This window comes from Streptomyces sp. NRRL F-6676 (genome assembly GCF_000725625.1).
Lineage (GTDB): Bacteria > Actinomycetota > Actinomycetes > Streptomycetales > Streptomycetaceae > Streptomyces.
On the sequence record NZ_JOHS01000018.1, the window covers coordinates 95,670 to 107,489 of the forward strand.

Annotated in this window: 13 protein-coding genes; 8 read left to right on the forward strand and 5 right to left on the reverse strand. The window is 72.1% G+C overall.

Annotation, left to right across the window (positions count from 1 at the left end):
* Window positions 1-170 precede the first annotated feature (170 nt).
* Window positions 171-455, forward strand: coding sequence for a GlsB/YeaQ/YmgE family stress response membrane protein (locus IO29_RS14860; RefSeq protein ID WP_030378945.1), 285 nt, complete (start codon window positions 171-173; stop codon window positions 453-455).
* Window positions 456-551: 96 nt separating this feature from the next.
* On the opposite strand, the gene tyrS is transcribed toward IO29_RS14860, so the two are convergent.
* The 3 genes from tyrS to IO29_RS14875 are packed head-to-tail and all read right to left on the reverse strand — an operon-like array spanning window position 552 to window position 4,795.
* Window positions 552-1,823, reverse strand: a complete 1,272-nt coding sequence (gene tyrS / locus IO29_RS14865; protein WP_030378944.1) for a tyrosine--tRNA ligase — start codon at window positions 1,821-1,823, stop codon at window positions 552-554.
* A 57-nt stretch (window positions 1,824-1,880) separates the two neighbouring features.
* The gene (locus IO29_RS14870; RefSeq protein WP_030378943.1) at window positions 1,881-3,275 is read right to left on the reverse strand and encodes a TldD/PmbA family protein; all 1,395 of its coding nucleotides are present in this window, start codon (window positions 3,273-3,275) and stop codon (window positions 1,881-1,883) included.
* The gene (locus tag IO29_RS14875; protein ID WP_030378942.1) at window positions 3,272-4,795 is read right to left on the reverse strand and encodes a TldD/PmbA family protein; all 1,524 of its coding nucleotides are present in this window, start codon (window positions 4,793-4,795) and stop codon (window positions 3,272-3,274) included. Before IO29_RS14875 ends, IO29_RS14870 begins: the two co-directional genes overlap by 4 nt.
* A 202-nt stretch (window positions 4,796-4,997) precedes the next feature.
* Here IO29_RS14875 and IO29_RS14880 point away from each other — a divergent pair, with 202 nt between their 5' ends.
* From IO29_RS14880 to fabI, 3 genes are all read left to right on the forward strand, one after another.
* Window positions 4,998-5,330, forward strand: coding sequence for a hypothetical protein (locus IO29_RS14880; protein WP_158709325.1), 333 nt, complete (start codon window positions 4,998-5,000; stop codon window positions 5,328-5,330).
* A gap of 216 nt (window positions 5,331-5,546) precedes the next feature.
* Window positions 5,547-6,251 carry a 3-oxoacyl-[acyl-carrier-protein] reductase gene (fabG, locus tag IO29_RS14885; protein WP_030378940.1) on the forward strand — a complete coding sequence of 235 codons (705 nt, stop codon included), beginning with the start codon at window positions 5,547-5,549 and terminating at the stop codon, window positions 6,249-6,251.
* A gap of 5 nt (window positions 6,252-6,256) precedes the next feature.
* The gene (gene fabI / locus IO29_RS14890; protein WP_030378939.1) at window positions 6,257-7,024 is read left to right on the forward strand and encodes an enoyl-ACP reductase FabI; all 768 of its coding nucleotides are present in this window, start codon (window positions 6,257-6,259) and stop codon (window positions 7,022-7,024) included.
* A gap of 78 nt (window positions 7,025-7,102) precedes the next feature.
* Here the strand turns inward: fabI and IO29_RS14895 are convergent, their stop codons facing one another.
* A complete protein-coding gene (locus tag IO29_RS14895) occupies window positions 7,103-7,795 on the reverse strand; it encodes a FadR/GntR family transcriptional regulator (RefSeq protein WP_030378938.1) in 693 nt (230 codons plus the stop codon).
* Window positions 7,796-7,883: 88 nt separating this feature from the next.
* Between IO29_RS14895 and IO29_RS14900 the strand changes: the two genes are divergently transcribed.
* From IO29_RS14900 to IO29_RS14910, 4 genes are all read left to right on the forward strand, one after another.
* A complete protein-coding gene (locus tag IO29_RS14900; protein ID WP_030378937.1) occupies window positions 7,884-9,212 on the forward strand; it encodes a CynX/NimT family MFS transporter in 1,329 nt (442 codons plus the stop codon).
* 154 nt (window positions 9,213-9,366) lie between these two features.
* A complete protein-coding gene (locus IO29_RS40035; protein WP_106969796.1) occupies window positions 9,367-9,483 on the forward strand; it encodes an SGM_5486 family transporter-associated protein in 117 nt (38 codons plus the stop codon).
* A gap of 159 nt (window positions 9,484-9,642) precedes the next feature.
* Complete coding sequence (locus IO29_RS14905) at window positions 9,643-9,852, forward strand: hypothetical protein (protein WP_030378936.1); 210 nt, start codon at window positions 9,643-9,645, stop codon at window positions 9,850-9,852.
* Window positions 9,853-9,907: 55 nt separating this feature from the next.
* On the forward strand, window positions 9,908-10,426 hold the full coding sequence (locus IO29_RS14910; protein WP_030378935.1) for a SixA phosphatase family protein: 519 nt from the start codon (window positions 9,908-9,910) through the stop codon (window positions 10,424-10,426).
* A gap of 90 nt (window positions 10,427-10,516) precedes the next feature.
* Here IO29_RS14910 and serB read toward each other — a convergent pair whose 3' ends face one another.
* Window positions 10,517-11,728 carry a phosphoserine phosphatase SerB gene (gene serB, locus IO29_RS14915; protein WP_030378934.1) on the reverse strand — a complete coding sequence of 404 codons (1,212 nt, stop codon included), beginning with the start codon at window positions 11,726-11,728 and terminating at the stop codon, window positions 10,517-10,519.
* Window positions 11,729-11,820: the final 92 nt, after the last annotated feature.

An 11,820-nucleotide genomic window follows, 5' to 3' on the forward strand; every position in this document is an offset into this window, starting at 1 on the left:
CGGTACGCCCCGTCCGCCCAGGCCACGAGAGGGGGTCGGCGCAGGCCGGGCGGAACGGGGGAGTGCCGTCGCGAAGCCGTCACACGGTCGGCCCCGTCCCGCGTGCACCGTCCGGGGGACCACCTCAACCTGGTCGTACTGCTCGGGGCGGGCCGTACAAGGAGGACATCATGGGCTGGTTGTGGGCGATCATCGTCGGATTCGTGCTCGGACTGCTCGCCAAGCTGATCCTTCCGGGCAAGCAGCACAGCCCGCTCTGGCTGACGACCGTCATGGGCATCATCGGCGGCATCGTCGGCAACGCGATCGCCCGGGGCATCGGCATCGGCTCGACCCGCGGCATCGACTGGGGCCGCCACTTCCTCCAGCTCGCCGCGGCGGTCGTCCTCGTCTTCTTCGGCGAGATGCTCTACATGGCCATGCGGGGCAGGCGCAGGCAGCGCGAGCGGATCTGACTCCGCCCACGCCGCCCCTGCCGCTCACGCCGCCCCTGCCGGCCCGCGGCCGCGGCCTACGGGGGCATCGGGCCCCGGCCGTGCACTCCGCCGCCGTCAGACTCCGGCCGTGAACTCTACCGCCGCCAGGTTGCGCTTCCCGCGCCGCAGCACCAGCCACCGGCCGTGCAGCAGGTCCTCCGTGGCGGGGACCGCGTCCTCCGCCGTGACCTTGGCGTTGTTCACGTACGCGCCGCCCTCCTTCACCGTGCGTCGCGCGGCGGACTTGCTGGCGACAAGGCCGACCTCCGCGAACAGGTCCACGACCGGGGCGAGTTCGGCGACCTTCACATGCGGCAGCTCGGAGAGGGCCGCCGCCAGCGTGGCCTCGTCGAGACCGTCCAGCTCGCCCTGCCCGAACAGCGCCTTCGACGCGGCGATCACCGCGGCCGCCTGCTCCGGGCCGTGCACCAGCGCCGTCAGCTCCTCGGCCAGCGCCCGCTGCGCCGCCCGCGCCTGCGGCCGCTCCGCGGTCTGCCGCTCCAGCTCCTCCAGTTCCTCGCGGGACTTGAAGGACAGGATCCGCATGTAGCCCGAGATGTCCCGGTCGTCCACGTTCAGCCAGAACTGGTAGAACGCGTACGGCGTCGTCATCTCCGGGTCCAGCCAGACCGCGCCGCCCTCGGTCTTGCCGAACTTGGTGCCGTCCGCCTTGGTCATCAGCGGCGTGGCGTAGGCGTGCACGCCGGCGTCCGGCTCCAGCCGGTGCAGCAGGTCGAGGCCGGCCGTGAGGTTGCCCCACTGGTCGCTGCCGCCCTGCTGCATCGTGCAGCCGTAGCGCCGGTACAGCTCCAGGAAGTCCATCGCCTGGAGGAGCTGGTAGCTGAACTCGGTGTAGCTGATGCCCTCGGAGGACTCCAGGCGCCGGGCGACGGAGTCCTTGGTCAGCATTTTGTTGACGCGGAAGTGCTTGCCGATGTCCCGCAGGAACTCGATCGCGGACAGCCCCGCGGTCCAGTCCAGGTTGTTGACCATGACGGCCGCGTTCTCGCCCTCGAAGGACAGGAACGGCTCGATCTGGCCACGCAGCCGCTCGACCCAGCCCGCGACGGTCTCCGGCGGGTTCAGCGTGCGCTCCGCCGTCGGCCGCGGGTCGCCGATCTGGCCCGTGGCCCCGCCGACCAGCGCCAGCGGCCGGTGCCCCGCCTGCTGGAGCCGGCGCACGGTGAGCACCTGGACCAGGTGCCCCACGTGCAGGGACGGGGCGGTCGGGTCGAAGCCGCAATAGAACGTGACGGGACCGTCCGCGAGCGCCTTGCGCAAAGCGTCCTCGTCAGTGGACTGGGCGAACAGCCCACGCCACTTCAGCTCGTCGACGATGTCCGTCACGGTTCTCGCGTCTCCTTGGTGATGCGGTGGTGCTCATGGGTGAGGTCGGCTACGAGGTTATACGCCCTGACTGACAGAGCTCATATTGAAGTCCGGCACCCGCAGCGGAGGCATCGCGGCCCTGGTGAACCAGTCGCTCCACTCCCGCGGCAGGGTCTTCTCCGTGCGCCCCGCCTCGGTCGCCCGGCCCAGCAGGTCCACCGGCGACTCGTTGAAGCGGAAGTTGTTGACCTCGCCGGTGACCTGGCCGTTCTCGACCAGGTAGACGCCGTCCCGGGTCAGCCCGGTCAGCAGCAGCGTCGCCGGGTCGACCTCGCGGATGTACCACAGGCAGGTCAGCAGAAGCCCTCGCTCCGTGTCCGCGACCATCTCCTCCAGGGAACGGTCGGTGCCCCCGTCCAGGATCAGGTTCCCGATCGCCGGGGCGACCGGCAGCCCGGTCAGCCCGGCGCTGTGCCGGGTGGTCGTCAGGTGTTTCAGCGCGCCGTCGGAGAGCCACTCGGTGGCGGTCAGCGGCAGCCCGTTGTCGAACACCGAGCGGTCGTCCCCCGAGGAGTGGGCGAGGACGAACGGGGCGCACTCCAGGCCCGGCTCGTGCGGGTCGCTGCGCAGCGTCAGCGGCAGTTCCGCGAGCTTCTCGCCGACACGGGTGCCGCCGCCGGTCCGGCTGAAGACCGTACGGCCCTCGGCGGCGTCCCGGGCCGCCGCCGACCACAGCTGGTAGATCAGCAGGTCCGCCACGGCCGTCGGGGGCAGCAGCGTCTCGTAGCGGCCCGCGGGCAGCTCCACCCGTCGCTCCGCCCAGCCCAGGCGTACGGCGAGTTCGGCGTCGAGTGCCGCCGGGTCCACGTCGGTGAAGTCCCGGGTGGCGCGGCCGGCCCACGCCGAGCGCGTGCGGTCCGGTGACTTGGCGTTGAGCTCCAGGGTGCCCGTGGGCTGGTCGTGCCGCAGCCGCAGCCCGGTCGAGCTGCCCAGGTAGCTGGAGACCAGTTCGTGGTTGGCGAAACCGTACAGCTCCCGGCCGCCGGCCCGGGCGCGGGCGAACGCGTCGCCCAGGGCCGGCGCGAAGCCGTCGAAGACGGCCGAGGAGGTCTCGGCGGGCACCTCGGTGAAGTCGGGCGAGACCGGCACGTCCGCGACCAGCGGCTGCGCGTCCTCGGCCGGTCCGGCGCCGCGCGCGGCGTCCTCGGCGGCCCGCACCAGCGGCTCCAGCTCGTCCGCGGTCACCGCCGAGCGGGAGACCACGCCGGACGCCGTGCCCTCCTTGCCGTCGACGACGGCGACGACGGTGACCGTGCGCCCGCGCGTGACGCCGTTGGTGGTCAGCGCGTTGCCCGCCCAGCGCAGATTGGCGGTCGAGTGCTCGTCCGCGACGACGACGCAGCCGTCCGCCCGGGACAGCTCCAGGGCCCGCTCGACGATCTCGTGCGGCTTGTTGGTGCGGGCGCTCATCGACCGGCCTCCTGAGTGGTGTTCAAGATGTTGACTCCCCTGAAGAGGGCGGACGGGCAGCCGTGCGACACCGAGGCGACCTGGCCGGGCTGGGCCTTGCCGCAGTTGAACGCGCCGCCGAGCACATAGGTGGACGGGCCGCCGACAGCCGCCATGGAGCCCCAGAAGTCGGTGGTCGTCGCCTGGTAGGCGACGTCCCGCAGCTGCCCGGTGATCCGCCCGTTCTCGATCCGGAAGAAGCGCTGTCCGGTGAACTGGAAGTTGTACCGCTGCATGTCGATCGACCAGGACCGGTCGCCGACCACGTAGATCCCCCGGTCCACGCCCCCGATCAGGTCCTCCGTCGACATCCCGGCGGGGTCCGGCCGCAGCGACACGTTGGCCATGCGCTGCACGGGCACATGGCCGGGGGAGTCGGCGTACGCGCATCCGTTCGACCGCTCGAAGCCGGTCAGCCTCGCGATCCGCCGGTCGAGCTGGTAGCCGACCAGGGTGCCGTCCTTCACCAGGTCCCAGGACTGCGCCTCGACGCCCTCGTCGTCGTACCCGATCGTGGCGAGCCCGTGCTCGGCGGTGCGGTCGCCGGTGACGTTCATCAGCTCCGAGCCGTACCTGAGCTTGCCGAGCTGGTCGAAGGTGGCGAAGGAGGTGCCGGCGTAGGCGGCCTCGTAGCCCAGCGCGCGGTCGAGTTCGGTGGCGTGCCCGATCGACTCGTGGATGGTCAGCCACAGGTTCGACGGGTCGACGACGAGGTCGTACACCCCGCCCTCGACGCTCGGCGCCCGCATCTTCTCGGCGAGCAGCTCCGGAATCCCGGCCAGCTCGCTCTCCCAGTCCCAGCCGGTGCCCGTCAGATACTCCCAGCCGCGTCCCACCGGGGGCGCGAGGGTGCGCATCGAGTCGAACTCCCCGGTCGACTCGTCGACGGCGACGGCGGTGAACTGCGGGTGCAGCCGCACCCGCTGCTGGGTGGTCACGGTCCCCGCGGTGTCGGCGTAGAACTTGTTCTCGTGCACCGTGAGCAGCGAGGCGTCCACGTGGCTGACACCGTCGGCCGCCAGCAGCCGCGCGCTCCACTCGGCGAGCAGCCCGGCCTTCTCCTCGTCGGGCACGGAGAAGGGATCGATCCCGTACGACGACACCCACGTCCGCTCGGCGTGCACGGGCTCGTCGGCGAGCTCCACCCTCTCGTCCGACCCCGCGGCCGCGCTCACCCGCGCCGACAGCTTCGCCATGGCGACGGCCTGCGAGGCGACCTTCGCGGCGGCGTCCATGGTCAGGTCCACCCCGGAGGCGAACCCCCAGGTCCCGCCGTGCACCACCCGGACCGCGTACCCGAGGTCGGTGGTGTCCGAGGCCCCGGCGGGCCGTGCGTCCCGCAGCCGCCAGGCCGCGTTGCGCACCCGTTCGAACCGGAAGTCCGCGTGCTCGGCCCCGAGCGCCCGCGCCCGGGCGAGCGCGGCGTCGGCGAGCGCGCGCAACGGCAGCGCCAGGAATGACTGATCGACCTCGTGGGCCACGAGCGGCCTCCCCTTGTCACCATCGCGAGATGTGCTCATTCGTGAGCAGTGAACCATGCAGTGTCCCGGGGGCGTGACGGGCCGCGGGGGGTGACTGTTGACCAAATGTTATACGTTCCGTAACTGATCGCGTACGGAGATCCCGTACGGTCGGACGCGCCGGTCCGGACGACCACCGGACCGCCCGACCCAAGGAGTGCGTATGCGTATGCGTCGTGTGGCCGCCCTGGCGGCCGCGACCGCTGGTCTCCTCACGGCCCTGTCCGCCCCCGCCGCGATGGCCTCCGGGCCCATCACCAGCGGCGGGCTGTCGGCCTGCAACCACCGCGCGCAGGCCATCGACGTGGAGTTCCCGCGGCGGGGCGGCTTCACCACCTTCATCATCAACCCCGGCACCTGCCTGAGCACGAGCCTGGACAACGGCCAGGCCAACGAGGAGGCCGTGGTGTACGCCTACTACGACGGTGGGCACTGGCTCGCCGTGGACCACTTCTTCTTCGACAGCCGGTCCTGGTACCCCCGCGACGTGTACTGAGCCGAGCGGTGAGGCGGGCGGGTACGGGAGCGACTCCCGTGCCCGCCCGTCGGCGTCGGTCGCCCCGTGCGCCGCGTCGACTGTAGGGACCCGACAGGACGTGCCCCGCGCCACTGTCGGTGCCCGATTCCTCGCGTACGAGGGCGGACCGATAGGTTTCCGGGTGAAGGCGCCTGTCTCGCAGGGGCTCCAGACCGCTATCGAAAGGGTGATCCGTTGAGCCGCTCGGTTCTCGTCACCGGAGGCAACCGGGGCATCGGCCTCGCCATCGCCCGCGCTTTCGCCGACGCCGGCGACAAGGTCGCGATCACATACCGCTCGGGTGAGCCGCCCCAGGGGTTCCTGGCCGTCAAGTGCGACATCACCGACCCCGAGCAGGTGGAGCAGGCCTACAAGGAGATCGAGGAGACGCACGGTCCCGTCGAGGTCCTGATCGCCAACGCCGGCGTCAACAAGGACCAGCTGCTGATGCGGATGTCGGAGGAGGACTTCACGTCCGTCGTCGACACCAACCTCACCGGTACCTTCCGGGTCGTCAAGCGCGCCAACCGCGGCATGCTGCGGGCCAAGAAGGGGCGGGTCGTCCTGATCTCCTCCGTCGTCGGCCTGCTCGGCTCCGCGGGGCAGGCGAACTACGCCGCCTCCAAGGCCGCGATGGTCGGCTTCGCGCGCTCCCTCGCCCGTGAGCTGGGCTCGCGCAACATCACCTTCAACGTCGTCGCGCCCGGTTTCGTCGACACCGACATGACCCGGGAGCTCACCGAGGACCAGCAGGCGAAGATCCTCGCGCAGGTGCCGCTCGGCCGGTACGCGCGGACGGAGGAGATCGCCGCGACGGTGCGCTTCCTCGCCTCGGACGACGCCTCGTACATCACTGGAGCCGTCATCCCCGTTGACGGCGGACTGGGAATGGGTCACTGATCACCATGAGCGGAATTCTCGAGGGCAAGCGCGTCCTGATCACCGGTGTGCTGATGGAGTCCTCCATCGCCTTCCACGCCGCCAAGCTGGCCCAGGAGCAGGGTGCGGAGATCATCCTGACCGCCTTCCCGCGCCCCACGCTGACCGAGCGCATCGCCAAGAAGCTGCCGAAGCCCACCAAGGTGGTCGAGCTCGACGTCACCAACGACGAGCACCTGGGGCGGCTCGCCGACATCGTCGGCGAGGAGCTGGGCGGCCTCGACGGCGTCGTGCACTCCATCGGATTCGCCCCGCAGGACGCCCTCGGCGGCAACTTCCTCAACACCCCGTTCGAGTCCGTCGCCACCGCCATGCACGTCTCGGCGTACTCCCTGAAGTCGCTGACCATGGCCTGCCTGCCGCTGATGCAGAACGGCGGCTCCGTCGTCGGCCTCACCTTCGACGCGCAGTACGCCTGGCCGCAGTACGACTGGATGGGCCCGGCCAAGGCCGCCCTGGAGGCCACCAGCCGCTACCTGGCGCGCGACCTGGGCAAGCAGAACATCCGCTGCAACCTGGTCTCCGCCGGCCCGATCGGCTCCATGGCCGCCAAGTCCATCCCGGGCTTCAGCGACCTGGCCGCCGTCTGGGACAGCCGCTCCCCGCTGGAGTGGGACCTCAAGGACCCGGAGCCGGCCGGCAAGGGCATCGTCGCCCTGCTGAGCGACTGGTTCCCGAAGACCACCGGCGAGATCGTCCACGTCGACGGCGGGCTGCACGCGATCGGCGCCTGACCGCCCGCTCCGCACGCCGCACGGATGTCCCGCCCCCTGCTCGCTCCGGGGGCGGGACATCCGCGCGTGCGGAGGGTGTCAGCCGGCGGACGGCAGCGTGGCCCGCCCCGGGCGGCACATCACCGGGTAGCTCGCGGCAGCGGCCGCCGCGGCCGCCGCGTCCCCGTCCCGCAGCGCGTCGAGCAGCGTGTCGTGGTCCATGTACGTCTCCGGCGTGAGCTCCGTGCCCACGTCGCCGCGCAGCCAGTCCCGCAGCACCTCGCTGAGGTCCGCGTACATCGCCGTCATGACCTCGTTGCCGGACGCGGCCACGACCCCCAGGTGGAACGTCGCGTCGGCCGCCACGAACGCCTCCGGGTCCCCGGACCGCCACGCCTCCTCCCGGCGCACCAGCAGCGTCTCCAGCTGCTTCAGATCGCGTTCCGTGCGCCGCTCGGCGGCCAGCCGGGCCGCCGCCGACTCCAGCGCCGAGCGCAGCTCCGCGATGTGACCGGCGTCCGCACCGGCGAACCGGCGGTGCATCACCCCCGCCAGCTCGCTGGTGGCCACGACGTACGTGCCCGAGCCCTGGCGGATGTCCAGCAGTCCGTTGTGCGCGAGCGCGCGCACGGCCTCCCGCACCGTGTTGCGCGCGACGCCGAGCTGCTCGACCAGCTCCGGTTCGGCCGGGATGCGGGAGCCCACCGGCCACTCGCCCGAGGTGATCTGCGCCCGCAGCGCCGCGATGACCTGCTCGGAGAGCGCCGAACGGCGGGGATGACTCAGTGGCATGGGGGACCTCCGGGCGGGCGCCTGGTCACCCCGGGGGCCCGGGACAAGAGTGGACAACCAATCATCCCATGATTCTATGATGGGGGACATGGCCAGCGACAACTCCCGCACGACGACACCCCGCCCCATATCCGGCACGGAGACCGGCTCCGTGGCCGGCAGCGGCGCGACCGCGGCGGCCGACGGGACCCCGGCCGGCCCGAAATCGTCCTCCACGCGCGCGTGGGCGATGCGGCTCCTCCCTATAGGCATCGTCCTGGCCGCCCTCAACCTCCGCCCCGCCGTCACCAGCCTCGGCGCCCTCCTGGAGGAGGTCCGCGACGGCCTCGGCATGAGCGGCAGCGTCGCGGGACTGCTGACCTCCGTGCCCTCCCTGTGCTTCGCCGTCTTCGGCGTCATGGCACCCCGGCTGGCCCGCCGCTTCGGGCTCTCCGCCGTGGTCTGCACCGGCATGGTCGCGATCACCGCGGGACTGCTCGTCCGGCCCTACGCCGGGAACACGGTGGGCTTCCTGGCCGCCACCGCCCTCGCCCTCATGGGCATCGCCGTCAGCAACGTCCTGATGCCGGTCATCGTCAAGCGCTGGTTCCCCGACCGGGTCGGCCCCATGACCGGCCTGTACTCGATGGCCCTCGCGCTCGGCACCTCCCTGGCCGCCGCCGTCACCGTCCCCGTGACCGACGCCCTGGGCGGCGACTGGCACTCCGGGCTCGCCGTGTGGGCGGGGCTCGCCGCGGTCGCCGTCCTGCCCTGGCTGGCGCTGCTGCGCGCCCGCGGCGCCGAACCGTCCGAGCCCGCCCCCGCCGCGCCCCGCATCGGGGGGAGCGGCCTGCGCATCACCCGCAGCCGCATCGCCTGGGCGCTGGCCGTCTTCTTCGGGCTCCAGTCGACCGCCGCGTACATCACGATGGGGTGGATGGCGCAGATCTACCGCGACGCCGGCCTCTCCGCCGGCACGGCGGGACTGCTGCTCGCCCTCACCATGGTGATGGGCGTCCCCCTCGCCTTCGTCATCCCCCGGGTGGCCACCCGGCTGCCCCACCAGGGGCCCATCGCCGTCGTCCTCGGCATCTGCGGCCTCGCCGGGTACGCGGGGCTCTACCTCGCCCCCGCGGGCGGCGCCTGGGCCTGGGCGTTCCTGCTCGGCATCTCCAACTGCGCGTTCCCGCTCGCGCTGACCATGGTCGGCATGCGGGCCCGCACCGGCGCGGGCGTGGCCCAGCTGTCCGCCTTCGCGCAGAGCACCGGGTACCTCATCTCGATCCCCGGGCCGCTCCTGGTCGGCGTCCTCTACCAGCACTCCGGCGGCTGGGGGCAGCCGCTGGCGCTGATGGCCGTCCTGATGGTCCCGCAGATCCTCGTCGGCATCCTGGCGGGCCGCGACCGCACCGTGGAGGACGAAGCGGCGGCGCGCTGACGCGCCCCCCCCGCACGGGGGCGGGTACGGCACTGCCGGCGCGGCCCCCGCGCGAGGGCGGGTACGGGGCACGGCCGGCGCCCCGGCGCGAGGACGGGCACGACTGACGCCCCCGCACGAGGGCGGGCGCGGGGGAAGTGCGAGACTTGTCCCCATGCCCGTCCTCGAACCGAACCCGCAGAACGGCCAGAAGAAGATGCTGCTCGTCTTCGGCGCGTTCCTCGCCATCCTCGTGGTCATCGCCGTCATCGCGACCATCGCCGCGCCCTGACCCCACCCTGCGTGGTGGGGCTGTCCCCCCTGTCCCCTAGGGGGCGAGTGTCAGGGTCAAGTGGGTGGATCACCGGATGGGCCCGGCCCCTCCGACTCCGTACCTTCGAATCGTGACCGCACACCGCGGCCACGACGGCACGGAGACCCTGGAGGCGTCATGCCGGCCCGCGCGCACACCCCGCCCCGCCCGGCGTCCACGGGTGGCATCGACATCCGGCTCCCCTGGTGGGCGCTGGCCCTGCCGGTGCTCGCCTTCCTCACGCTGCTGACCCTCATACTCAACCCCGCCCACGCGGGCACGGCCGGTGCGGACACGGGTCTCACCCACGTCGTCGAACACGCGGCGCAGCTGATCCACCACTCGTAGGCGGCTCGGCCAACTCCCTGAGCCCACTGGCCTGTTTCGTGCGAAGCTGGGACACATGAGCGTCGCAGAACCCCGCAGGATCGTCCTCCTCCGCCATGCGAAGGCCGACTGGCCCCCGGTCGCCGACCACGAGCGCCCGCTCGCCGACCGGGGACGCAAGGACGCCCCCGTCGCCGGCCGCCGGCTGGCCGACTCGGGCATCGCCTTCGACCTGGCCCTCTGCTCCACCTCGACCCGGACCCGGGAGACCTGGAAGCTCGCCGTCCACGAGCTGCCGCACCGGCCGAAAACCGTCTACGAGGAGCGGGTCTACGATGCCTCGCCCGGCGAACTGATCGCCGTGCTCAACGAAACCCCCGACGACGTCCGCAACCTCGTCCTCATCGGCCACAACCCCGGGGTCCAGGGCGCCGCCGAGGTGCTCTCGGGCCGGTCCGACCCCGAGGCCCGCGACCGCATGACCCGCCGTGGCTTCCCCGCCGCCGCGTTCGCCGTCCTCACCTTCGACGGCCCCTGGAAGACCCTGGAGCCCGGCGCGGCTGTGCTCGACGACTACTGGGCCCCCACCGAGTAACGGCCCCCGCTGTCCCGTCCCTGGTCCTCCGCGGGAGGGGCCATGGCCCACCCCCGGTCCATGGCCCTGCCCGGTGGCCGGCGCCCGCGGTTACAGGGAGTCGTCCTGCGTGTCCGCCGCCTCGACCTCTTCCCGGGTGACCCCCAGCAGATACAGCACCGTGTCCAGGAAGGGAAAGTTCACCGCCGTGTGCGCGGCCTCCCGCACCACCGGCTTCGCGTTGAACGCCACGCCCAGGCCCGCCGCGTTCAACATGTCCAGATCATTCGCCCCGTCGCCGATCGCCACCGTCTGTGCCAGCGGCACCCCCGCCTCCGCCGCGAACCGGCGCAGCAGCCGCGCCTTGCCCGCCCGGTCGACTATCTCCCCGGTGACCCGCCCGGTCAGTCTGCCGTCGACGATCTCCAGGGTGTTGGCCTGGGCGAAGTCCAGCCCGAGCCGCTCCCGCAGATCGTCGGTGACCTGGGTGAAGCCGCCGGAGACGACCCCGACCTGGTAGCCGAGCCGCTTCAGCGTACGGATCAGCGTGCGCGCCCCCGGGGTGAGCCGCACCTCGCTGCGCACCTTGTCCACCACGGACGCGTCGAGCCCCTTCAGCAGCGCGACCCGCGCGTGCAGCGACTGCGCGAAGTCGAGCTCGCCCCGCATCGCGGCGGCGGTGACCTCGGCGACCTCCGCCTCGCACCCCGCGTGCGCGGCGAAGAGCTCGATGACCTCGTCCTGGATGAGCGTGGAGTCCACGTCCATGACCACCAGCCGCTGCGCCCGCCGGTGCAGCCCGGCCGAGACGACGGCGACGTCGACACCGAGTGCCGCGGCTCCGGTCGCCAGCGCGGTCCGCAGGGGCTCGGTCTCGACACCGGAGACGGCGAACTCCACCGCCGTCACCGGGTACTTGGCGAGCCGGAAGATACGGTCGATGTTGCCGCCCGTGCCGGAGATCCACGCGGCGATCGCCGCCGTGGCCTCCGCGGTGAGCGGATGGCCGAGCACCGTGACCAGGGAGCGCCCCGAGCCGCGCGGACGGTTGTCGCCGGTGCCGGAGATGATCTCCGCCTGCATCTTCATCGACTCCGCCCAGCTGTGGACGGTGGCCCGCAGGTCACCCTCCGTCCCGGCGGTGGGCTGCGTCACGAGCGCGCAGAGCACCATGCGGCCACGGGTGACGACCTGCTCGATGTCGACCACGTCGACGGAGTAGGCGGCGAGGGTGTCGAACAGCCCGGCCGTCATGCCGGGGCGGTCCTTGCCGAAGATCTTGACAAGGAGAGTGGGCGTGTCGGTGGTGTGCGATGCGCTCATGGTGTTTCCACCGTATCCGGCACGCAGTGCCCCGCGCCCGCGCGGTCCGCCTGACGGACACGGAACAGTACGCGACGGCCGGCTGAACCGGC